The sequence below is a fragment of the Pseudomonas sp. LS-2 genome (genome assembly GCF_003605735.1).
Classification (GTDB): domain Bacteria; phylum Pseudomonadota; class Gammaproteobacteria; order Pseudomonadales; family Pseudomonadaceae; genus Aquipseudomonas.
The window spans coordinates 22554-44067 of the sequence record NZ_QXTJ01000039.1 but is presented as its reverse complement, the minus strand read 5'-3'; the positions used below and the strand labels follow the sequence as shown (position 1 = coordinate 44067).

Here is a 21514-nt window from a genome sequence, read left to right as displayed (position 1 = left end):
TCGGTTCTCTGCCGATCATCAGTGCAGTTCACACGCCGGGCGCAATGCTCGCGCATAGCAGAACAGAAACAGACTGCGCACCATCTCCTTCTGAATTCCCGGCTCGCATGAGCTCAGGCTGTGCACGTCCAGATCGCCTTGATCCCGCAACTCGTCCAGCGCATCTTCTTCCAGCACGGCACATACCTCGCCGGTTTCGCGATGCAGAATCCGCAGATAAGGGTGTGGCCGATCCAGCCAGGCGTCGATCAGATAAGTCATGTTCATGCTCCTTGAAAGTTTCAATGAGAATAATTCTTATCTGAGGAATAGCAAGGATCTATTTGAGATTAATTCGCATTTTGCGTGACGTAGAAGTCTGGCCGGCATTGACCCCCGTAGCAGTCCGGCTTGCCGGCGGTTGCGTTCACCGACACGCCACCGCCGGCAAGCTGGACTGCTACGCGGAGTTGCGAATAAAAAAGCCCGTCACATGGACGGGCTGCTGCTTGAGCCAGGAGTCGATCAGTGCGTGCGGGCCACTGCGAATTCGCTCAGCTCGATCAATGCATCACGATACTCACTGGCTGGCAGTGCATCGAGGCAGGCAATGGCACGGGCCGCATAGTCGCGGGCCAGTTGGGCGGTGTAATCCAGCGAGCCGGATTTTTCCACGGCCTCGCGGATACTTTCCAGGTTTTCCAGGCCGCCTTTCTGAATCGCCTGACGCACCAGAGCAGCTTGATCGGCCGTACCTTCACGCATGGTGTAGATCAACGGCAGGGTGGGTTTGCCTTCGGCAAGGTCGTCACCGATGTTCTTGCCCATGGTCTCCGCGTCGCCGCGGTAGTCGAGCAGATCGTCTACCAACTGGAATGCGATGCCCAGATGATCGCCGAAGGTGCGCAACGCCTCGCTTTGCTCAGGGCTCGCCTTGGCCAGCGCCGCCGCGCTGTGGGTCGAGGCCTCGAACAGCATCGCTGTCTTGCCGCGAATCACTTCCATGTAGGTTTCTTCGGTCGTGCTGGCGTCGCGAACTTTCGACAGCTGCAGGACTTCACCCTCGGCAATCACACGGGTCGCTTTGGACAAAATCTGCATGACCGGCATGGAGCCCAACTCGACCATCATTTCGAAGGAACGCGAATAGAGGAAGTCGCCGACCAGGACGCTTGGCGCATTGCCCCACATGGCGTTTGCGGTCGAACGGCCCCGACGCATGCCGGACATGTCGACGACGTCGTCATGCAGCAGGGTGGCGGTGTGCAGGAATTCGATGGTTGCCGCCAGTAGCCGCAGGTCATCACCGCCGCTGCCCAGTGCCTTGCCGCACAGAAGCACCAGCAATGGACGCAGGCGCTTACCGCCAGCGGAGGTAATGTAGTCGCCGATTTTCGAGACCAGCGGCACGCGCGATGTCAGCTGCTTCTTGATAATGTGGTCGACGGCTGTAAAGTCGTCCGCCACAGCGGTGTAGAAGGCTTGGGGTTGCATCAGCGAGACGTGCTCCAGAAGGGTTGCGCGGCATGCTAGGTTGCAGGCCCCACCCTGTCAAGGCGTGACGTAAGGCCGCTTGCAAGGCGATCACGGCTTGCGTACAATCGCGCACCCTAACTTTCCTGGGCAGCACCTGCCTTACGCAATTGCATGGGAGCCTTTCCAGCCTCATGCAGCCATGCCAGCCAATACCTCTTCCTATAAAGAGCTGGGTGAGCAGGATTTTCGGAGAAATACCATGTCTTATGCAGTAATCGTTACTGGCGGCAAGCAATACAAGGTCGCCCCAGGTGAATACCTGAAGATCGAAAAGCTGGAAGTCGCCACTGGCGAATCCGTTACTTTTGATCGCGTTCTGTTGGTCGCCAATGGCGACGACGTGAACATCGGCGCTCCAGTTGTTGCCGGCGCTACCGTTGTGGCTGAAGTGATCTCCCAAGGTCGTCACGATAAAGTCCGCATCATCAAGTTCCGTCGCCGTAAGCACCACATGAAGCGTATGGGCCACCGCCAGTGGTACACCGAGATCAAAATCACCGGTATTCAGGCTTAATTTCAGCCTAATTCCTCACTAGGAGAATTGAACTCATGGCACACAAAAAAGCTGGTGGTAGTACCCGTAACGGTCGCGATTCAGAAGCCAAACGCCTTGGCGTGAAGATGTATGGCGGCCAGGTTATCGTTCCGGGCAACATCATCGTGCGTCAGCGCGGCACCCAATTCCACGCTGGTTACGGCGTTGGTATGGGCAAGGATCACACCCTGTTCGCTAAAGTCGAAGGCGTGATCAAGTTTGAAGTTAAAGGCGCCTTCGGTCGTCGTTATGTAAGCATCGTGCCGAAAGCAGTCGCGGCGTGATCTTGCGTTCAGGTGGTGTGAGGGCGTAGCGAAAGCAGCGGCCTGCGCATTGCCTGAGCTGAAAAGCCCTGTCGTCGACAGGGCTTTTTCGTTTGTAAAAGGTCTGGTTTGGTGAGTCTCTTGCAAAGCTGTTTGTGTGGGCCGTTGTGGTGTGAAGTCGCTGGTTTTTGATCGGTATCGCAACGCTCATCTTTGCAAGAGCCTTATGAATTTATGTTGTTTGCTCGTCTTTGTGACGGGAGGCGTGCGTTATGAAATTTGTTGATGAAGTATCCATTCGGGTGAAGGCCGGTGACGGCGGTAACGGTTGCATGAGCTTCCGTCGCGAAAAATTCATCGAAAACGGTGGTCCTAACGGTGGTGATGGCGGTGACGGCGGCTCGATCTATATGATCGCCGACGAAAACCTCAACACCTTGGTTGATTACCGCTATACCCGTCACTTCGACGCTGAGCGTGGTTCCAATGGTGGCAGCACCGATTGCACCGGGCGTAAAGGTGAGGATTTGGTGCTGCGCGTCCCGGTCGGTACTACCGTCATCGACGCCAGTACCCAGGAGATCATCGGTGACCTGACCAAAGCCGGTCAGCGTCTGCTGGTTGCTCATGGCGGCTGGCACGGTCTGGGGAACACTCGTTTCAAGTCCAGTACCAACCGTGCGCCGCGTCAGACCACGCCGGGCAAGCCGGGCGAGCAGCGTGACCTGAAGCTTGAATTGAAAGTGCTGGCGGACGTCGGTCTGCTGGGCTTGCCAAATGCTGGCAAGAGCACCTTCATTCGTTCGGTTTCGGCTGCCAAGCCGAAAGTCGCGGATTATCCGTTCACTACCCTGGTGCCGAATCTGGGTGTGGTCAGTGTCGACCGTTGGAAAAGCTTCGTCATCGCCGACATTCCGGGTCTGATCGAAGGGGCTTCCGACGGCGCTGGTCTGGGTATCCGTTTCCTCAAGCACTTGGCCCGTACGCGTCTGCTGCTGCACCTCGTCGACATGGCTCCGCTGGACGAAAGCAGTGCGCCGGATGCCGCTGAAGTCATCGTCAACGAGCTGATGAAGTTCAGCCCGGCGCTGGCTGATCGTGATCGCTGGCTGGTGCTGAACAAGTGCGACCAGATCCTCGAAGAAGAGCATGAAGAGCGCAAGCAGGAGATCATTGATCGCCTGGGTTGGACCGGTCCTGTGTACGTAATCTCGGCCATTGCCAAAGAAGGCACTGATCGTCTCAGTCACGACATCATGCGTTATCTGGAAGATCGTGCCGATCGCCTGGCCAATGACCCGGCTTACGCCGAGGAGCTGGCCGAGCTGGATCAGCGCATCGAAGATGAGGCGCGCGCGCAGTTGCAGGCGCTGGATGATCAGCGTGCCCTGCGTCGCAGTGGTGTGAAGAGCGTCCACAATCTGGGTGATGAAGACGATTGGGATGAAGATGACGAGGACGATGAAGATGGTCCGGAAATCATTTACGTCCGTGAGTGATCCACTGAAGTAAACTACAACGCCGCTAAATTAGCGGCGTTTTAGTATCTTGAATTTGTACCTCTGGCTTAAGGTTGAAAGATCATGCGGAGCAAGGTGACAGGTGCCCAGCGTTGGGTTGTGAAGATCGGAAGTGCGCTGCTTACGGCGGACGGCAAGGGTCTTGATCGCAACGCAATGGGTGTTTGGGTCGAGCAGATGGTGGCGCTGCATGAAGCGGGCGTCGAACTGGTTCTGGTTTCGTCCGGCGCAGTGGCTGCCGGGATGAGTCGCCTGGGCTGGGCTGCGCGACCGAGTGCCATGCATGAGCTACAAGCGGCGGCGGCGATTGGTCAGATGGGCTTGGTGCAGGCCTGGGAGTCCAGTTTTGCTGAGCATGATCGGCACACGGCGCAGATTCTGCTGACCCATGACGATCTGTCTGACCGCAAGCGCTACCTGAATGCCCGCAGCACCCTTCGCACGCTGGTCGAGCTGGGTGTGGTACCGGTCATCAATGAAAACGACACCGTTGTGACCGATGAAATCCGTTTCGGTGATAACGACACGCTTGCGGCACTGGTTGCTAACCTGGTCGAGGCTGATCTGCTGGTCATCCTGACCGATCGCGACGGCATGTTCGATGCCGATCCGCGCAATAACCCTGAAGCTCAATTGATCTACGAAGCGCGTGCCGACGATCCGGCGCTCGATGCAGTGGCGGGCGGTACTGGTGGCGCGCTGGGGCGTGGCGGCATGCAGACCAAGTTGCGTGCTGCGCGGCTGGCTGCGCGCTCTGGCGCTCATACGGTGATCGTAGGTGGCCGTATCGAGCGCGTGCTGGCGCGTCTGAAGGCGGGTGAGCGGTTGGGGACATTGTTGTCACCTGAGCGCGGCATGCTGGCTGCTCGTAAGCAGTGGCTGGCAGGGCATCTGCAGACGCGTGGCACGCTGGTGCTGGATGACGGTGCGGTCAAGGCGCTGACTGAGAGTAACAAGAGCCTGCTCCCGGTTGGTGTGAAGCTGGTCCAGGGCAGTTTCCGCCGTGGCGAAATGGTGGTGTGCGTTGCTGCTGATGGTCGTGAAGTCGCCCGCGGTCTGAGCAACTACAGTGCGCTCGAGGCGCAAAAGATCATTGGTCAGCCGTCCGATGCCATCGTCAGAGAGTTGGGCTACATGGCCGAGCCTGAGCTGGTTCATCGAGACAACCTGATTCTGGTTTGAGTCGGTTCTTTATTGAAGGAAGTGGTATGAGACTCGTGAAGGGGATAGTGGGCGCGCTGTTGATGTTGCCTGTGCTGGCGGGGGCTGAAGAGATCGGCCAAGTGTCGACGGTGTTCAAGTTTGTCGGGCCGAACGATCGGATCGTGGTCGAGGCCTTCGACGATCCCAAGGTCGATGGTGTGACCTGTTATCTCTCTCGTGCCAAGACGGGCGGCGTGAAAGGTGGTCTGGGTCTGGCAGAGGATCGCGCCGAGGCATCCATCGCGTGTCGTCAGGTTGGGCCGATCCATTTCAAAGAGCAGCTCAAGGATGGTGACGAGGTGTTCAAGGAGCGTACCTCGCTGGTGTTCAAGACCATGCAGGTGGTGCGCTTTCTGGACAAGAAGCGCAACACGCTGGTGTATCTGGTCTATAGCGATCGTTTGATCGAAGGCAGTCCGCAAAATGCGGTGACGGCGATTCCGATCTTGCCGTGGGCGCCAGCGCCTGCGCCGTAGTGGGTGTTGGTGTGATCGTTCCACTGCTGCGTGTGGGGCGAGGGTGGCTAATGGTGATGTTTCTGTAGCCGTCCGGCTTGCCGGCGGTGGCGCCTGAAAGATGGCTGCCGCCGGTAAGCCGGATGGGTGCAGCGTTATGTGCAGTGGCCTAATCGCAGGCAATAAAAAACCGACCCTGGGGTCGGTTTTTTAACAAGCGGGACGCTTAGGCAGCAGCAGCAAGGTTCAGAGCCTTGATGTGGCCATTCAGGCGGCCTTTATGGCGAGCAGCTTTGTTCTTGTGGATGATGCCTTTATCGGCCATACGGTCGATAACAGGAACAGCCAGAACATAAGCAGCTTGCGCTTTTTCAGCGTCTTTTGCGTCGATGGCTTTAACTACATTCTTGATGTAGGTACGAACCATGGAACGCAGGCTGGCGTTGTGGCTGCGACGCTTCTCAGCCTGTTTTGCACGTTTTTTGGCGGAAGGTGAGTTGGCCACCGTCGAGCTCCTCGAAAGACTTGGGAAATAGCTAACAAAATAGGCCGCGAATCATGCCGATGAGTTTGATGCTTGTCAAGGGCAGTTGATGCGTTCCGCTGAGTGGTCGCCGTGTGGTGCCGTGGATATTTCTTTCCGGCGTGCGACCTGTAAACTCGCGGGTTTTGGCTCAGTGCTGTTTTGCGGCGCGGAGTATCGCATAAATGGAACGCGCTTTGGCGCTTCCTTTGGTCGGGCGCACAACCTTTAGATGAATCTACTCAAATCGCTTGCCGCCGTCAGCTCTATCACAATGCTTTCGCGGGTTCTGGGTTTTATCCGCGACACCATCATTGCCCGCGCTTTCGGCGCGGGAATGGCAACGGACGCATTCTTCATCGCGTTCAAGCTGCCCAATCTGCTGCGCAGGATTTTCGCTGAAGGCGCCTTTTCTCAGGCCTTCGTGCCGATTCTTGCTGAATATAAAAGCCAGCAGGGCGAAGAGGCGACCCGCACCTTTGTCGCTTATGTCACCGGCCTGCTGACGCTCGCCCTGGCGTTGGTCACTGTGCTCGGCATCATCTTCGCCCCCTGGGTGATATGGGCCACGGCGCCGGGCTTTGCCGACACGCCGGAAAAATTCCAGCTCACGTCTGATCTGCTGCGAGTGACCTTTCCTTATATATTGCTGATCTCTCTGTCATCGCTGGCCGGCGCGATCCTCAATACCTGGAACCGTTTCTCCGTGCCGGCGTTCGTGCCGACACTGCTCAATCTGGCGATGATCTTCTTCGCACTGTTTCTCACGCCGTACTTCCATCCGCCTGTCATGGCGCTGGGCTGGGCTGTGCTGGCGGGCGGGTTGTTGCAGTTGCTCTATCAACTGCCACACCTGAAAAAGATCGGCATGCTGGTCCTGCCGCGCCTCAATCTGCGCGATACCGGTGTCTGGCGGGTCGTGAAGCAGATGTTGCCGGCGATGCTCGGTGTCTCGGTCAGTCAGATTTCGCTGATCATCAACACCATTTTTGCCTCCTTCCTTGTGGCCGGCTCGGTGTCGTGGATGTATTACGCCGACCGCCTGATGGAGTTGCCGTCGGGTGTATTGGGTGTGGCGCTGGGGACGATCCTGCTGCCGATCCTGTCGAAAACCTACGCCAGCCGGGATCGCCACGAGTATTCGCGGATTCTCGACTGGGGTCTGCGTCTGTGTTTCGTGCTGGTGCTGCCCTGTACGCTGGCGCTTGGGCTGCTGGCCGAGCCGCTGACCGTTTCGCTATTTCAGTACGGCAAATTTGATGATCACGATGCCGCCATGACTCAGCGTGCGCTGATCGGCTATGCGGTGGGTCTGCTGGGCATCATCGTGATCAAGGTGCTGGCGCCTGGCTTTTATGCGCAACAAAATATCCGCACCCCGGTGAAAATCGCGATCTTCACCCTCATAGTCACTCAATTGTTCAACGTGCTATTCGTTTATGTCGTCCACCTGGCGCACGCGGGTCTCGCGCTGGCGATCAGCATGGGGGCGTGCATCAATGCGATGCTGTTGTACTGGCAGTTGCGCAAACAGGATCTGTTTCAGCCGCAGCCGGGCTGGCCGGTTTTCCTGATCAAGCTGGCGATTGCCGTGTCGGTGATGTCCGCCGTACTGCTGGGGCTAATGCACGTCATGCCTTCCTGGTCCGATGGCCAGATGCTCGAACGTTTCATCCGTCTGGGCGCTCTGGTGGCGGCTGGCGTGGTGGCGTATTTCGGGATGTTGCTGTTGCTGGGCTTTCGTCTGAAAGATTTTGCCCGCAAGGCGATCATGTAGGATCAATCGTCGGTTTTTGCCGGTTAACGCCGATTGTTGTGTTTTGCCTGGATGTGTCGCCTGTCGTTGACGGCGGTGTGTGGTTATAATCGGCCACTTTATGAGCAAGAAGCGCGTTATGCAGCTGGTTCGAGGCCTCCACAATCTGCGCCCCCAGCATCGGGGCTGCGTCGCCACCATTGGCAATTTCGACGGTGTTCACCGTGGTCACCAGGCTATCCTGGCGCGACTGCGCGAGCGCGCCGTCGAGCTCGGCCTGCCTAGCTGTGTGGTGATTTTCGAGCCGCAGCCGCGGGAGTTCTTCGCCCCCGAGACCGCTCCGGCACGACTGGCGCGTCTTCGTGACAAGCTCGATCTGCTGGCGGCCGAAGGTGTCGATCAAGTGCTTTGTCTGGCATTCAATCAGCGCCTGAGCAAGTTGAGCGCCGCTGAGTTCGTCGACACCGTATTGATCGACGGCCTTGGCGTGAAACATCTGGAAGTCGGCGACGATTTCCGTTTTGGCTGCGACCGGATCGGCGATTTCGATTTCCTGCAAAAAGTCGGCGCAGATAAAGGCTTCACGGTCGAAGCCGCACAGACTGTTGAAATCGACGGCGTACGTGTAAGTAGCACCAAGGTGCGTAATGCGCTGGCGGCTGCCGACTTCACTCTGGGTGAACATCTGCTGGGGCGACCGTTCGCGATTTCCGGGCGGGTGTTGCATGGTCAGAAGCTGGCGCGTCAATTGGGTACGCCCACCGCCAACGTGCAACTCAAGCGTCGCCGTGTTCCGCTGACCGGTGTGTATCTGGTCAGCGCCGAGATCGACGGCAAGGTCTGGCCCGGTGTTGCCAACATCGGCGTGCGGCCGACGGTGGCGGGCGATGGACGCCCGCACCTCGAGATTCACCTTCTGGACTTTGCCGGCGATATCTATGGCCGGCGTTTGACGGTGGTATTCCACCAGAAGCTGCGTGATGAGCAGCGTTTTGCCTCTCTGGAGGCGCTCAAGACGGCGATCGATGCGGATGTCGCTGCCGCCCGTGCCCATTGGGGCATGGTCAACCGCTAATTTAGAGCCTGAAATGACCGACTACAAAGCCACGCTTAATCTTCCGGACACCGCCTTCCCGATGAAGGCCGGCCTGCCCCAGCGCGAGCCGCAAACTCTGCAGCGCTGGGACAGCATTGGCCTGTACCAGAAGCTGCGCGAAATTGGCAAAGATCGTCCCAAGTTCGTCCTGCACGACGGTCCTCCATACGCCAACGGCAATATTCACATCGGTCATGCGGTCAACAAGATTCTCAAGGACATGATTGTCCGCTCCAAGACCCTGTCGGGCTTCGACGCGCCTTATGTTCCGGGCTGGGACTGCCACGGCCTGCCGATCGAGCACAAGGTCGAAGTCACCCACGGCAAGAACCTGCCTGCGGACAAGACTCGCGAACTGTGCCGTGCCTATGCCGCCGAACAGATCGAGGGCCAGAAGGCCGAGTTCATCCGCCTGGGCGTACTTGGCGACTGGGCCAATCCGTACCGCACCATGGACTTCGCCAACGAAGCCGGAGAAATCCGAGCGCTGGCGGAAATGGTCAAGAACGGTTTCGTGTTCAAGGGTCTCAAGCCTGTGAACTGGTGCTTCGACTGTGGTTCGGCGCTGGCAGAGGCCGAAGTCGAATACCAGGACAAGAAGTCCTCGACCATCGACGTCGCCTTCCCGGTGGCCGACGCTGACAAGCTCGCCGCTGCGTTCGGTCTGTCGAGCCTGAGCAAGCCTGCCGCCATCGTGATCTGGACCACTACGCCGTGGACCATCCCGGCCAACCAGGCGCTCAACGTTCACCCTGAATTCAACTACGCACTGGTCGATACCGGCGACAGGCTGCTGGTCCTGGCTGAAGAGCTGGTCGAAGCCTGCCTGAAGCGCTGGAATCTCGAAGGTTCGGTGCTGGCCACGGCGCCGGGTTCGGCACTGGAACTGGTCAACTTCCGTCACCCGTTCTATGAGCGTCTGTCGCCGGTCTACCTGGCTGAGTACGTCGAGCTGGGCGCAGGCACCGGCGTGGTTCACTCCGCGCCAGCCTACGGTGAAGACGACTTCGTGACCTGCAAGCGTTATGGCATGGTCAACGACGACATTCTGACCCCGGTTCAGAGCAACGGCGTGTATGCACAGTCGCTGGAGTTCTTCGGCGGCCAGTTCATCTGGAAGGCCAATCCGGCCATCGTCGACAAGCTGCAGGAAGTCGGAGCGCTGCTGCACACCGAAACCATCACCCACAGCTACATGCACTGCTGGCGTCACAAGACCCCGCTGATCTACCGCGCCACCGCGCAGTGGTTCGTGGGCATGGACAAGCAGCCGACTTCCGGCGATACGCTGCGCAACCGTGCAGTCAAAGCCATCGAAGAGACCAAGTTCGTTCCAGCCTGGGGCCAGGCGCGTCTGCATTCGATGATCGCCAACCGTCCGGACTGGTGCATTTCCCGTCAGCGTAACTGGGGCGTGCCTATTCCGTTCTTCCTGAACAAGGAAAGCGGCGAGCTGCACCCTCGCACCGTCGAGCTGATGGAAGAAGTCGCGCTGCGCGTCGAGAAAGAAGGCATCGAAGCCTGGTTCAAGATGGACGCCGCCGAACTGCTGGGCGATGAAGCGCCGCAATACGACAAGATTTCCGACACGCTGGACGTCTGGTTCGACTCGGGCACCACGCACTGGCACGTTCTGCGCGGCTCGCACCCGATGGGCCACGAAACCGGTCCTCGCGCCGACCTGTATCTGGAAGGCTCCGACCAGCACCGCGGCTGGTTCCACTCGTCGTTGCTGACCGGCAGCGCGATCGATGGTCACGCGCCATACCGCGAACTGCTGACCCACGGTTTCACCGTGGACGAGAACGGCCGCAAGATGTCCAAGTCGCTGGGCAACGTCATCGCGCCGCAGAAGGTCAACGACACCCTTGGCGCCGACATCATGCGTCTGTGGGTATCGGCCACCGACTACTCGGGTGAAATGGCGGTTTCGGAAACCATCCTGCAGCGCAGCGCTGATGCGTACCGTCGTATCCGTAACACCGCGCGCTTCCTGCTCTCCAACCTGAGCGGTTTCAATCCGGCCACCGACATCCTGCCTTCCGACGAAATGCTGGCACTGGACCGCTGGGCCGTGGATCGCGCCTTGTTGCTGCAGCGCGAGCTGGAAGAGCATTACACCGAGTACCGCTTCTGGAACGTCTACTCCAAGGTGCACAACTTCTGCGTGCAGGAGCTGGGCGGTTTCTATCTGGACATCATCAAGGACCGCCAATACACCACCGGCGCCAACAGCAAGGCACGTCGTTCCTGCCAGACCGCGCTGTTCCACATCTCCGAAGCGCTGGTTCGCTGGATCGCGCCGATCCTGGCGTTCACCGCCGACGAGTTGTGGCAGTACATGCCAGGCGAGCGTAACGAGTCGGTCATGCTCAACACCTGGTACGAAGGCCTGAGCGAGCTGCCGGAAGGCTTCGAGCTGGACCGTGCCTACTGGGAGCGGATTATGGCGGTCAAGACGGCCGTCAACAAGGAACTGGAGAACCAGCGTGCGGCGAAAGCCATCGGCGGCAACCTGCAGGCCGAAGTGACGCTTTATGCCGAAGACGATCTGACCGCCGACCTGAACAAGCTGGGCGATGAGCTGCGGTTCGTGCTGATCACTTCCAAGGCCGGTCTGGCCCCGTTTGCCAGTGCTCCTGCCGACGCCGTCGTCACCGAAGTCGCTGGGCTGAAGCTGAAAGTGGTCAAGTCCGGCTACACCAAGTGCGCACGTTGCTGGCATTTCCGTGAAGACGTCGGTGTTCATGCCGAGCACCCGGAAATCTGCGGTCGTTGTGTCGACAACATCAGCGGCGCTGGCGAGGTTCGTCACTATGCCTAACGCGTCGGCTGGCCGTATGGGCCGTCTAAGCTGGCTGTGGTTGAGCGTGCTGGTCGTGGTCATTGACCAGGCCAGCAAGTTCTACTTCGAAAACTCGCTGAGCCTGTATCAGCAGATCGTGGTCATCCCCAGCTATTTCAGCTGGACACTGGCGTACAACACCGGCGCGGCCTTCAGCTTCCTGGCCGACAGCTCTGGTTGGCAGCGTTGGTTGTTCGCACTGATTGCGGTGGTGGTCAGTGCGGTGCTGGTGATCTGGCTCAAACGTCTGGGTCGCGATGAAACCTGGCTGGCAGTCGCCCTGGCACTGGTGCTGGGCGGCGCACTGGGTAACCTGTACGACCGCATCGCTATTGGCCATGTCATCGACTTCGTGCTGGTGCATTGGGATACCCGCTGGTACTTCCCGGCCTTCAACTTTGCCGACAGTGCGATCACTGTAGGCGCGATCATGCTTGCGCTGGACATGTTCAAGAGCAAGAAAACCGGAGAACCCGTTCATGACTGAACACGCTACTCAGGAAATCCGCATCGGTCAGAACACGGAAGTCACCCTGCATTTCGCTCTGTACCTGGAGAACGGTGATACCGTCGACAGTACCTTCGATAAAGCCCCTGCGACCTTCAGGGTCGGTGACGGCAGCCTGTTGCCGGGCTTCGAAGCGCTGATCTTCGGTTTCAAGGCCGGTGACAAGCGCAAGATCGAAGTGCCGCCGGAGAATGCATTCGGTCAGCCAAATCCGCAAAACGTACAGATCATGCCGCGTTCGCAGTTTCAGAACATGGAACTGGCCGAAGGCCTGCTGGTGATCTTCAACGATGCGGCCAATACTGAGCTGCCGGGTGTGGTGAAGGCGTTTGACGACGATCAGGTGACCGTGGACTTCAACCATCCGCTGTCGGGCAAGACGTTGACCTTCGAAGTGGAAATCTTCGAGGTGAAGGCGCTCTGAGCAATCAGCTCGCCTGCGGCCCCGACCTGGCTCGGGGCCTTTTCGTTTTTATGTTTCATTGCGCGTAGATACGAGGCACATCATGCAAATCAAACTCGCCAACCCACGTGGCTTCTGCGCCGGGGTGGACCGTGCGATCGAAATCGTCAATCGCGCGCTGGAAGTGTTTGGCCCGCCGATCTATGTGCGCCATGAAGTGGTTCATAACAAATTCGTTGTCGAAGACCTGCGCAGCCGTGGCGCGATCTTCGTCGAAGAGCTGGATCAGGTGCCGGACGACGTCATCGTGATCTTCAGTGCCCACGGGGTTTCCCAGGCCGTGCGTACGGAGGCTGCTGGTCGGGGCCTCAAGGTGTTCGATGCGACCTGTCCGTTGGTGACCAAAGTGCACATCGAAGTGGCTCGGTACAGCCGCGACGGTCGTGAGTGCATCCTGATCGGCCACGAAGGCCACCCGGAAGTCGAAGGCACCATGGGTCAATACGACGCCAGCAATGGCGGCGCGATCTATCTGGTCGAAGATGAAGAGGACGTCGCCAATCTGCAAGTGGTGAACCCCGAGAAGCTGGCGTTCGTGACCCAGACCACCTTGTCGATGGACGACACCAGTCGGGTCATCGACGCGTTGCGTTCGCGCTTCCCGGCCATTGGTGGCCCGCGCAAGGACGATATCTGCTACGCCACTCAGAACCGGCAGGACGCGGTGAAGCAACTGGCCGATGAGTGCGACGTGGTGCTGGTGGTCGGCAGCCCGAACAGTTCCAACTCCAACCGTCTGCGTGAGCTGGCCGAGCGCATGGCGACCCCGGCGTACCTGATCGATGGCGCCGAAGACATGCAGCGTAGCTGGTTCGACGGTGTCGAGCGTATCGGTATTACCGCGGGTGCTTCGGCCCCTGAGGTGCTGGTGCGCGGCGTGATCCAGCAACTGCAAGCCTGGGGTGCCACGGGCGCTGACGAGCTGGCAGGTCGTGAAGAGAACATCACCTTCTCGATGCCCAAAGAGTTGCGCGTCAAACAGGTTCAGTAAGCGTGCTCAAGCGCAGGGTTCGCTGCTGAACCCTTCGCTTCGCAGACTCACCCTTCCGGTTACCGCTATCGCAATCTGATAGTGGCTTGCCGGTGAGTCCTTGAGACACACCGCCAGCGTGCCGTTGGCGTTATTCAGCAACCTGCCGTTACTGTCGAAACCTACGCGGTTCACCACCCGGCCATTGCCGACGACTCTGACGTTGCGGTGTGCGCCGCGTTCGGCCAACTGTGGTTCATCCGCGTCCCGACGCTGATTCTGGTTGGCATCGACGAAGATATTCCAGCCCCGCCTCCAGTCATTCTCCAGAGACTGCATGACCACTGGCTGACTTCGCAAAACGGCCTCGACCCGAGCCATCCGCAAACCGCTGGTCATCTGCAGAGCGGTGTCGTGTCTTCGCTGCGAATCGATCAGCGACGACAGTGCCGGCGCACCCAGCGCGATGACGATCGCCACCAGAACCAGTCCCGCCAGCAGTTCCAATAATGTCAGTCCGTGTTGCCTCATCTGTGGCCCTCCCTGATTCGACGCGCCTTAGGAAACGCCCATCAAGCCGAGGCTGACAAGGCCAACGATTGTCAGCCCGTGTGTCGGCAAGTTGCGGTTACACACCTGTCGGGCAGGCTGCAAATGCTCAGCTTCAATGGTCTCTGCACACGGATTTGCAGAGGTGTTCGATGGACGCAGGATCACGGCAGGGAGGTCTGACATTGATCGAGGTACTGGTTGCCTTGCTGGTGTTTTCGGTCGGTGCGCTGGGCGTCGCCCTGCTGCAACTCAACGCGCTGAAGTACACCGACAGCGCCCTGAGCAGCACTCAGGTCAGTTTCATTGCCCAGGATCTGCTCGAACGCATCCGTGCCAATCCCGGCGCCAACTACACGCTGACATCCTTGAGTCAGGCACCCGCTTCCGGCAATCCCGATGTGCCCCGCGATCAGGATCTGTTCGACTTCGCCGAGCAGTTGCGCGCAGCGGTGGGGGAGGACGTTCGGGCATCCGTCACCGCCAACGGCGACCGGGTGACCGTCACGCTGGAATGGAACGACTCCCGCGCACAGGGCAAGGACGCACAGTGGCAAACCCTGACGTTGAGCAGCCTTGTGAAAGCAGGCTCAGGTGTCCTGCCGTGATGAGGCTCGCCAAAGGCTTTGGTCTGGTTGAGATCATGTTGGCGCTGTTGCTGGGGCTGGTGATGTCACTGGCATTGACGCAGATTTTCATCACCACCAAAAGTACCTACCTGAGCCAGGCATCGTCGGCGAGCTTGCAGGAAGATGCGCGGTTCGTACTTGCGAAGATGGTGCAGGAGGTGCGTCTGGTGGGCATGTTCGGGTGCCTGGCGCGCGTAGAGGACAAGAGCGCTGGGGGGCGATTTACAAGAGCATTCGACAGGCCTGTCGAGTGGGATGTACAGCAGCAGTCGCTGACCCTGATAACAGCGGCCACCGACCTGGACAGGTCTTGGCACACTTGGGAGCTGCACACCGATTGTTCCTCGACGGCAACCGCCAGGACCCGAGGGAGTGCACCGAAAGCCGCGGAAGGTGAGACGAAGATGGCTGTCCATCAACTGATCTATCGCTTCAATGAGGCCCGCTCGGAGCTGGCACTCAACGGCCAGCCATTGCTCAGCAACGTTCGGGCATTCAACGTCCTCTTCGGCGTCGCGAGCGGGGCGAGCGGGCGTGACGTTGTTCGCTATACCGGTCAGGCGAATCCGGCGCTGATCCGCAGTGTTCGTCTGACCCTGACGCTGTTCGACCCTGTGGACCGCGCGAAGGAGCAGACGCTCACCGTGGTGGCCGCCATCCGTAACCAGCTTGGTTGAGGAGGCGGGATGAGCACTCAGCGCGGAGCGGTGTTGATCGTCAGCCTGATATTCCTGCTGCTGTTGACCTTGCTTGCCACCTCATCCATGCAGAACGCGACGCTTCAGGAAAAAATGGCAGGCAGTCTTCAAGCGAGGAGTGTGTCGTTTCAGCGAGCGGAAAGCGTGTTGCGAACGGCAGAGGCCAAGGTCATGACGCCGGGCTTCACGATGCCCGAATGCTCAGGTCTCGTCGCGTGTCTGCCGCCGCCGGAAGCGATGACGTTATCGGCCGGTGGCGCAGGCGGCGCCTCGGGCGTGAACTGGGTCGCCAGCGACGGTGGCTTCTACGGCATTCAGCATGTGGGGCAGACGGCTGAACCCGCTGGGGGCGATTCGTCTGCTTCGTGGCACAAATTATATCGCGTCACCGCCGTCGTCGTGCATGGCACGTCCCGGACGGTCCTGGAAAGTGTTCACACTCAGGAGCGCCGGATCATGTGGCGGCAACGTCAATGAACAGCGCTCAGGGGGCTTGGGGCGCAAGGCGAGGTTTCACGTTGATCGAGGTTCTGATTACCGTCGCGATAATCGCCATTCTGGCAGCGGTCGCGTATCCCCAGTACAGCGAATACACCCGCAAAGCCCGCCGCTCCGAAATTGCGGGCATGTTGGTAGAGGAGGCCCACAAGCTCGAGCGCTTTCATTCCCGGGCGGGGCAATACACCGATGCAGTCGGGCCGCCAGCGCTGGAACATGAAGTGGCTTCCGGCAACGGGTTCTACGCCATCAACGCCGAACGTGCCGAGCGGACGTTCGTGCTGGTCGCGATGCCCATCGGTGGCACATCGATGAGTGGCGATAAATGCGGCGGGTTCGTCCTCGACCAGACGGGGCGTCGGGATAATGCGGGCCTGTCGGACGATGCCAGCGTTGAGTTCTGCTGGGGCCGCTGACTTCAACCCGGCCTGCAACCCTGTAAGGACATCTGTGCTCGCCGGGCGCTCATCGGGCAAAAACAACCACACATCTCCCCGATAAATTTCGACACAATCTGGTGCCGTATAGTCTCGCTATTAAGGAGACGTTAAATGCCCAGACAGTATCGGGGTTTTACGCTAATCGAGTTGTTGGTCACGGTTACGCTGATAGGCATTCTGGCCGTCATCGCAGTCCCCAACTTTCGCGACGCCATTCAAAAATCCAGAGCAGACACCGAAGTCAGCGATTTCCAACGGGCACTCAACTACGCGCGGCTCGAGGCGATCACCCGCGGCGTGGGCACAACCGTGAGGCCGTCTGGGCTCAGCGCCGCCTGGACCACTGAGCTCAACGTAGTACTCGCAGCGGATAACACTCAAGTCTTGCGGGTCATCCCTGCCATGAGCACGGGCGCATCGCTGGATATCCCCAGTTCAGTGACGGCGATCAGTTTCAACAATCTGGGGGGGCTGATCACGCCGTCGGCGGCACTGACCATTACCTACACCCGTGGCACCAATACCCGGACGCTGGCTATCTGTCTGAACGGAAGAATCGTGTTGAATGGAGTCTGCAATGCGACCTGATCNGGTGCTGATTCTGGGCATCGGGCTGCTGGGTGCAGCGGCCATTCAGCTCAATGCCTTGAAGTACACCGACAGCTCGACGATGACCAGTCAGGCAAGCTTCATCGCCTACGACATGATGGACAGGATTCGCGCCAACGTTGATGGTAACTCTGCAGCCAACGGCGTCACCGACGTGCTGTCGACGTACGCCATTTCCGCCACCGGCGTGGCTCCCGCGGCCACCCTGGCCAACGCACGCGCCCAGGATCTGGCCGATTTCAAGGCAAACATTCTGGCATTTGGCGGAGCCACGGCCACCGGCAGTATCGTGGTGGTCAAACCGGTGGTGACGATCACCATCACCTGGGACGACACCCGCGCCACTAGCGCCAACGAGGCCGTGCGTGGGACTAACCCTGCGACAACGCGCACGTTCGCTATCAGCTCGCGCATCGGCGTTAATGCGGTGACCCCATGAAGAACAGATCCAGGGGCTTTGGCCTGATCGAAATCATGGTGGCTTTGGTGCTGGGGCTGGTCGTCGTGGCCGGAATCATCCAGATATTCATTTCCACCAAAACCACCTACCAGACCCAGAACACCGCCGGGCGCATGCAGGAAGATGCCCGGTTCGTGCTCAGCAAGCTCATGCAGGAAATTCGCATGACCGGGATGTATGGCTGCTTGCGGTTCGACACCCTTCCCGTGACCGGCGCTATCGCGCCACCTCCCAATCTGAGCTTTCCGATCCTGTGGGACGCCGCCAATTCGCGGTTGACGCTGGTGACCGCCGACGTCGGCACCACCGGTACGAGCCCGACCTGGACGGTGATTTCCGACTGTCGCACCTCCTCGCAGGTTTTTCTCGGCACCAGGGCTGCCGCCTTGGGCCAGATCGCCTTTCCGCTTCGGCAGCTCGTTTATACCCTCTCAGGAAATCAGTTGACGGTGAGGGACGGGCTGACCGGCGCCGCGCAGATACTGGCCGACAACGTCAGTGCATTCAACGTGACCTTCGGCATTACCGGCTCGCCAATGAGTTACACCAATACGCTGACCAACGCGTCTTCGACATCAGTGCGTAGCGTGCGCCTGACGCTCACCCTCAACGACCCCACGGGCCAGGTCCGCGCGCAGACCTATAACGTTGTTGCCGCGTTGAGGAACAGGTTTTGAAGAGAACAACCATCACCTGTGCAAGTCGTGTTGCCTGCGGGCCGATAGGCCGATCCGGGCAATCGGGTATGGCGCTCATTGTCAGTCTGGTGTTCCTGCTGCTCCTGACATTGCTGGGGGTGTCCTCCATGCAGAATGCCAGCCTTCAGGAGAAAATGGCCGGCAGCGTTTCCCTGCGTAACCTGTCGTTCCAGACGGCTGAAGCCGTTCTGCGTCTGGGCGAGTCCTCCATTCAGAACCCTACTTTTACCCTGGCGGTTTGCAACAACAACCTGACCTGCCTTCCTCCTCCTGAGTCGGCGAAAGTCACAAGCACCGGTGTCTATACAGGAACCGGGGCTAGTTCCGGACTTCCCTGGCTGGCTGCGGGCACTGGTTTTTATCTGGTTCAGAATCTGGGAACGACCGGTTCGCCCGTGACGACGCCGCCGTCATGCCAGTCCTCTTCGTCCTTTACCTTGTATCGCGTCACGGCCGTTGCTACCCAGGGAACGTCGACAACAGTGCTGGAGAGCATCTATGCGAAATGCAGTTCGTAGTCTTTTTCGCCGTAGTCGCCGGTATCTGCTGGGAGCGCTTTTGGCGCTGTATGTCACTGCGCCCGCTTACGCATTCACCCCGGCCCAGTTTCCGCTGCTGAGTGCCTCGGCGGTGGCGCCGAACCTGATGCTGCTGGTGGACAACTCCGGGAGTATGAACCACGTTTTGAGGGACGCTGCGTATAACAACAGTACCAACTATGGCAGCGTTTACGACAACGACTCTCGTTGCGGTCTTTTCGGTTGTAGTTACTCTCAGGGGAGCCAGTTTGTCGGCGAGAACATAGCCGTCTCCAGCTTTTCACGAGGCAATTGCTCCAGCGGTTATTACATGTTCTTCACCAACTCATTTACCAGCTACTGCGTGAAGTTGCCGACGCCTTCCGGCACCTCCACGCTTTACAGCTCCAACTACCTGGCCTATCTGATTTCAATCACGGGCATTCTGCGGGTGAGGGATTTCACCGTCAGCACCATCCCCCAACAGTCCCGGATCTCGGCGGCCATCGATGTCGCCACTGACCTGATCACCAACAATCGCTCCATTCGCACGGGGCTTGCGGTCCTCAACCCGACTTCCGGCAGCGTGATCAGCTACCCGGTGAGTGACATTTCCACCTCGGATACGACGAACAACTTCAACAAACTGAAGGCGGCCATCGCAGCGCTGAATGCGAATGGCGGAACCCCCCTCGCGGAAACCTACTACGACATCACGCGCTATTTTCGTGGCATGTCTTCGTTCTACACCCGGAACACCAATTACACGAGTCCCATTCAGTACCGCTGCCAGAAGAACTACGGCGTAGTCATCACCGATGGTCTGCCTTCCGCGGACTCTTCCTTTCCTTCAAAGGGACAGGATCCTGCCGACCCCGATGGCCGACTGCCTAACTGGGACGGCAACCTGGCCAATGACGGACCAAGAACAGGCTCGAATGCCGACGGTGACACCCTTTACCTCGATGACCTGGCGCTCTTCGCCTACGACACGGACATGCGCACCAACTCCAGCACACCGTCGCTGGATAACGCCGGCAAGAGTTGGGACAACGGTGGTTTCCTCAAACAGAATCTCTCGACCTACACCGTCGGCTACACCGTCTCCAACCAGATGCTCATCGATGCGGCGGCTTACGGCCGTGGCGCTTATTACCAGGCCAACGGCAGTGATGCACTGAGCGATGCCCTGAACGCGGCGCTCAACGACATCAACTCCAAAGCAGGTTCTGGCGGCGGTGGCGCGGCGAGTTCCAGCACGCTTCAGACAGGCACCCGTTTCTATCAGACGCTGTATGACCCGACGGACTGGCACGGCACGGTCCGGGCGTATACCCTCGATTCGACCACCGGCGCGCTCAGCACATCGCCGATCTGGACGACCGACAACAAGATTACCGCCGCTGCCACAGCGCCTGTTTACGAGTCTTGGAACACCAGCGGTTCGGGCTCGGTCATCCCGCTCAATTTCACGAGCTTCTCAGCGGCCCAGCAACTGGTGCTCACCACCAGCGCGCCGACCGTACCCTCAGGCATTACCGGTGCCGATCTGATCCAGTGGACCAAAGGGGTCAACAAAACCGGTCTGCGCCCTCGCACCCTGTTGCTGGGCGACATCCTCAATTCGCCACTGGCGACGGCGTTCCCAACGGCGCAATCGGCAACCGACCTGCACGGCGACAACACCTATACCAACTACCTGGCGTACAAGGCGCTGAACATGAGCTCCAGCCTCCTGGCGAACGCCAACGACGGCTTTGTGCATGTCATCAATGCCGACGACGGCACCCAGCGTTACGCCTTTATGCCGTCCTCGGTCCTGCCCTCGATTGCCACGATCGCTTCGACCGACTACGGCGTGTCGAAGCATAAGTTCACCGTGGATGGTCAGGTTGCCGTCTTCGATACCCAGGTCACGGCAGGTGGCACTTGGCAAACCATGGCCGTGGGCGGAATGGGCGCAGGGGGTAAATCCTTCTATGCCCTAAGACTTTTCGACGCCGGTGGGGGGGCGAACACTATCAAAGCGTTGTGGGAAATCAGAGCGCCCGACACCAGCACCCCCGCCAACGACTTCAATGATCTGGGTTACGCCTATGCCAAGCCGGAAGTGGCCCGCATGTCCGGCGGCACCGGTATCGTCGTCGTCGGCAATGGCTACGGTAGCTTCACAGGCACGGCGGCCCTGTTCGTGCTCAACGCGCAGACCGGTGCATTGATCAGGAAGATCACAGTGCCGGTGGCAACGGGTGAAACCGATAACGGGTTGTCTTCGGTGAAGCTTGTGGTCAATTCCCAGAACGTGGTTCAGGCGGCATACGCTGGCGATCTGAAGGGCCACCTCTGGAAGTTCGACTTGAGCGCGGCCAGCCCCACGGCCTGGAACGTGGCCTTCGGCGGCAGCCCCCTGTTCACTGCGCCTCGCGGCGCAGTCACCACCACCGTAAACGGTGTGACCACCACCGCCAATCTGCAACCAATCACGGTGCAGCCGCTGATACTGGATCACCCGCTCAACGGCAAACTGATCTACTTCGGCACCGGCAAATTCAACGAAATCGCTGACAAGACCACCACGGCCCAACAGGACTTTTACGCCATCTGGGATGCCACTGGCGGGACAGGTGCAATCGTGGAGGGCAACCTGCAGCAGCAGTCGGTCAGCGGCTCGGTCGTTCAGGGAGGCAACACCTACTACACAACGAGCAATAACGATGTAGATTGGGCGAACAAAAAGGGCTGGTACCTGCCGCTGGCGACCAC

The 21514-nt window shown here is 59.2% G+C and carries 24 protein-coding genes; 20 read left to right on the top strand and 4 right to left on the bottom strand.

Annotation, left to right across the window (positions count from 1 at the left end; genetic code table 11):
• Positions 1–18 precede the first annotated feature (18 nt).
• Together D3M70_RS21545 and D3M70_RS21540 are read right to left on the bottom strand one after the other, a co-directional pair.
• Positions 19–261: a hypothetical protein gene (locus D3M70_RS21545; protein WP_120127671.1), complete on the bottom strand. Its 243-nt coding sequence runs from the start codon at positions 259–261 to the stop codon at positions 19–21.
• 243 nt (positions 262–504) lie between these two features.
• A complete protein-coding gene (locus D3M70_RS21540; protein WP_120127670.1) occupies positions 505–1473 on the bottom strand; it encodes a polyprenyl synthetase family protein in 969 nt (322 codons plus the stop codon).
• A 241-nt stretch (positions 1474–1714) separates the two neighbouring features.
• On the opposite strand from D3M70_RS21540, the gene rplU reads away from it, so the two are divergent.
• The 5 genes from rplU to D3M70_RS21515 all read left to right on the top strand — a co-directional run bounded on the left by rplU (position 1715) and on the right by D3M70_RS21515 (position 5512).
• A complete protein-coding gene (gene rplU / locus D3M70_RS21535; protein ID WP_007950961.1) occupies positions 1715–2029 on the top strand; it encodes a 50S ribosomal protein L21 in 315 nt (104 codons plus the stop codon).
• A 35-nt stretch (positions 2030–2064) separates the two neighbouring features.
• A complete protein-coding gene (gene rpmA, locus D3M70_RS21530) occupies positions 2065–2334 on the top strand; it encodes a 50S ribosomal protein L27 (protein ID WP_081566677.1) in 270 nt (89 codons plus the stop codon).
• Positions 2335–2585: 251 nt separating this feature from the next.
• Entirely contained in the window at positions 2586–3812 is a 1227-nt protein-coding gene (gene cgtA / locus D3M70_RS21525) for an Obg family GTPase CgtA (RefSeq protein ID WP_120127669.1), read from the top strand.
• An 84-nt stretch (positions 3813–3896) separates the two neighbouring features.
• Complete coding sequence (gene proB, locus D3M70_RS21520) at positions 3897–5015, top strand: glutamate 5-kinase (protein ID WP_120127668.1); 1119 nt, start codon at positions 3897–3899, stop codon at positions 5013–5015.
• 26 nt (positions 5016–5041) lie between these two features.
• A complete protein-coding gene (locus D3M70_RS21515; RefSeq protein WP_120127667.1) occupies positions 5042–5512 on the top strand; it encodes a CreA family protein in 471 nt (156 codons plus the stop codon).
• A gap of 205 nt (positions 5513–5717) precedes the next feature.
• On the opposite strand, the gene rpsT is transcribed toward D3M70_RS21515, so the two are convergent.
• Positions 5718–5996, bottom strand: a complete 279-nt coding sequence (rpsT, locus tag D3M70_RS21510) for a 30S ribosomal protein S20 (protein WP_007924739.1) — start codon at positions 5994–5996, stop codon at positions 5718–5720.
• 250 nt (positions 5997–6246) lie between these two features.
• Here rpsT and murJ point away from each other — a divergent pair, with 250 nt between their 5' ends.
• The 6 genes from murJ (at position 6247) to ispH (ending at position 13673) form a co-directional block, all read left to right on the top strand.
• Positions 6247–7791, top strand: a complete 1545-nt coding sequence (murJ, locus tag D3M70_RS21500) for a murein biosynthesis integral membrane protein MurJ (protein ID WP_120128384.1) — start codon at positions 6247–6249, stop codon at positions 7789–7791.
• A gap of 118 nt (positions 7792–7909) precedes the next feature.
• On the top strand, positions 7910–8845 hold the full coding sequence (gene ribF, locus D3M70_RS21495; protein ID WP_120127666.1) for a bifunctional riboflavin kinase/FAD synthetase: 936 nt from the start codon (positions 7910–7912) through the stop codon (positions 8843–8845).
• A 13-nt stretch (positions 8846–8858) separates the two neighbouring features.
• Positions 8859–11690 (top strand): isoleucine--tRNA ligase, encoded by a 2832-nt coding sequence (gene ileS / locus D3M70_RS21490; RefSeq protein ID WP_120127665.1) that lies wholly within the window; start codon positions 8859–8861, stop codon positions 11688–11690.
• Positions 11683–12198, top strand: coding sequence for a signal peptidase II (gene lspA / locus D3M70_RS21485; protein WP_120127664.1), 516 nt, complete (start codon positions 11683–11685; stop codon positions 12196–12198). Before ileS ends, lspA begins: the two co-directional genes overlap by 8 nt.
• Complete coding sequence (gene fkpB, locus D3M70_RS21480) at positions 12191–12643, top strand: FKBP-type peptidyl-prolyl cis-trans isomerase (protein ID WP_120127663.1); 453 nt, start codon at positions 12191–12193, stop codon at positions 12641–12643. Before lspA ends, fkpB begins: the two co-directional genes overlap by 8 nt.
• Positions 12644–12725: 82 nt before the next feature.
• The gene (ispH, locus tag D3M70_RS21475) at positions 12726–13673 is read left to right on the top strand and encodes a 4-hydroxy-3-methylbut-2-enyl diphosphate reductase (protein ID WP_120127662.1); all 948 of its coding nucleotides are present in this window, start codon (positions 12726–12728) and stop codon (positions 13671–13673) included.
• Positions 13674–13679: 6 nt separating this feature from the next.
• Here the strand turns inward: ispH and D3M70_RS21470 are convergent, their stop codons facing one another.
• Positions 13680–14183, bottom strand: a complete 504-nt coding sequence (locus tag D3M70_RS21470; protein ID WP_120128383.1) for a GspH/FimT family protein — start codon at positions 14181–14183, stop codon at positions 13680–13682.
• A gap of 170 nt (positions 14184–14353) precedes the next feature.
• On the opposite strand from D3M70_RS21470, the gene pilV (D3M70_RS21465) reads away from it, so the two are divergent.
• From pilV (D3M70_RS21465) to D3M70_RS21425, 9 genes are all read left to right on the top strand, one after another.
• Complete coding sequence (pilV, locus tag D3M70_RS21465) at positions 14354–14809, top strand: type IV pilus modification protein PilV (protein ID WP_120127661.1); 456 nt, start codon at positions 14354–14356, stop codon at positions 14807–14809.
• Complete coding sequence (locus D3M70_RS21460) at positions 14809–15507, top strand: PilW family protein (protein WP_120127660.1); 699 nt, start codon at positions 14809–14811, stop codon at positions 15505–15507. The genes pilV (D3M70_RS21465) and D3M70_RS21460 overlap by 1 nt, the downstream gene beginning before the upstream one ends.
• A gap of 9 nt (positions 15508–15516) precedes the next feature.
• On the top strand, positions 15517–16005 hold the full coding sequence (locus D3M70_RS21455; RefSeq protein WP_120127659.1) for a PilX N-terminal domain-containing pilus assembly protein: 489 nt from the start codon (positions 15517–15519) through the stop codon (positions 16003–16005).
• A complete protein-coding gene (locus D3M70_RS21450; protein WP_120127658.1) occupies positions 16002–16442 on the top strand; it encodes a type IV pilin protein in 441 nt (146 codons plus the stop codon). Before D3M70_RS21455 ends, D3M70_RS21450 begins: the two co-directional genes overlap by 4 nt.
• Positions 16443–16577: 135 nt before the next feature.
• Positions 16578–17054 (top strand): GspH/FimT family pseudopilin, encoded by a 477-nt coding sequence (locus D3M70_RS21445; protein ID WP_120127657.1) that lies wholly within the window; start codon positions 16578–16580, stop codon positions 17052–17054.
• A gap of 4 nt (positions 17055–17058) precedes the next feature.
• Complete coding sequence (gene pilV / locus D3M70_RS21440) at positions 17059–17514, top strand: type IV pilus modification protein PilV (RefSeq protein WP_256659947.1); 456 nt, start codon at positions 17059–17061, stop codon at positions 17512–17514.
• Entirely contained in the window at positions 17511–18212 is a 702-nt protein-coding gene (locus tag D3M70_RS21435; RefSeq protein ID WP_120127655.1) for a PilW family protein, read from the top strand. The genes pilV (D3M70_RS21440) and D3M70_RS21435 overlap by 4 nt, the downstream gene beginning before the upstream one ends.
• Before the next feature lie 68 nt (positions 18213–18280).
• Positions 18281–18751 carry a PilX N-terminal domain-containing pilus assembly protein gene (locus D3M70_RS21430; RefSeq protein ID WP_120127654.1) on the top strand — a complete coding sequence of 157 codons (471 nt, stop codon included), beginning with the start codon at positions 18281–18283 and terminating at the stop codon, positions 18749–18751.
• The coding region (locus D3M70_RS21425; protein WP_256659973.1) for a pilus assembly protein at positions 18732–21514 on the top strand (2783 nt) is incomplete at its 3' end. The genes D3M70_RS21430 and D3M70_RS21425, both read left to right, overlap by 20 nt.

Coding starts and splice junctions, on each gene's coding strand:
- D3M70_RS21545 (WP_120127671.1), bottom strand. CDS start 261: ATGACTTATCTGATCGACGCCTGGCTGGATCGGCCACACCCTTATCTG.
- D3M70_RS21540 (WP_120127670.1), bottom strand. CDS start 1,473: ATGCAACCCCAAGCCTTCTACACCGCTGTGGCGGACGACTTTACAGCC.
- rplU (WP_007950961.1), top strand. CDS start 1,715: ATGTCTTATGCAGTAATCGTTACTGGCGGCAAGCAATACAAGGTCGCC.
- rpmA (WP_081566677.1), top strand. CDS start 2,065: ATGGCACACAAAAAAGCTGGTGGTAGTACCCGTAACGGTCGCGATTCA.
- cgtA (WP_120127669.1), top strand. CDS start 2,586: ATGAAATTTGTTGATGAAGTATCCATTCGGGTGAAGGCCGGTGACGGC.
- proB (WP_120127668.1), top strand. CDS start 3,897: ATGCGGAGCAAGGTGACAGGTGCCCAGCGTTGGGTTGTGAAGATCGGA.
- D3M70_RS21515 (WP_120127667.1), top strand. CDS start 5,042: ATGAGACTCGTGAAGGGGATAGTGGGCGCGCTGTTGATGTTGCCTGTG.
- murJ (WP_120128384.1), top strand. CDS start 6,247: ATGAATCTACTCAAATCGCTTGCCGCCGTCAGCTCTATCACAATGCTT.
- ribF (WP_120127666.1), top strand. CDS start 7,910: ATGCAGCTGGTTCGAGGCCTCCACAATCTGCGCCCCCAGCATCGGGGC.
- ileS (WP_120127665.1), top strand. CDS start 8,859: ATGACCGACTACAAAGCCACGCTTAATCTTCCGGACACCGCCTTCCCG.
- lspA (WP_120127664.1), top strand. CDS start 11,683: ATGCCTAACGCGTCGGCTGGCCGTATGGGCCGTCTAAGCTGGCTGTGG.
- fkpB (WP_120127663.1), top strand. CDS start 12,191: ATGACTGAACACGCTACTCAGGAAATCCGCATCGGTCAGAACACGGAA.
- ispH (WP_120127662.1), top strand. CDS start 12,726: ATGCAAATCAAACTCGCCAACCCACGTGGCTTCTGCGCCGGGGTGGAC.
- D3M70_RS21470 (WP_120128383.1), bottom strand. CDS start 14,183: ATGAGGCAACACGGACTGACATTATTGGAACTGCTGGCGGGACTGGTT.
- pilV (WP_120127661.1), top strand. CDS start 14,354: ATGGACGCAGGATCACGGCAGGGAGGTCTGACATTGATCGAGGTACTG.
- D3M70_RS21460 (WP_120127660.1), top strand. CDS start 14,809: ATGAGGCTCGCCAAAGGCTTTGGTCTGGTTGAGATCATGTTGGCGCTG.
- D3M70_RS21455 (WP_120127659.1), top strand. CDS start 15,517: ATGAGCACTCAGCGCGGAGCGGTGTTGATCGTCAGCCTGATATTCCTG.
- D3M70_RS21450 (WP_120127658.1), top strand. CDS start 16,002: ATGAACAGCGCTCAGGGGGCTTGGGGCGCAAGGCGAGGTTTCACGTTG.
- D3M70_RS21445 (WP_120127657.1), top strand. CDS start 16,578: ATGCCCAGACAGTATCGGGGTTTTACGCTAATCGAGTTGTTGGTCACG.
- D3M70_RS21435 (WP_120127655.1), top strand. CDS start 17,511: ATGAAGAACAGATCCAGGGGCTTTGGCCTGATCGAAATCATGGTGGCT.
- D3M70_RS21430 (WP_120127654.1), top strand. CDS start 18,281: ATGGCGCTCATTGTCAGTCTGGTGTTCCTGCTGCTCCTGACATTGCTG.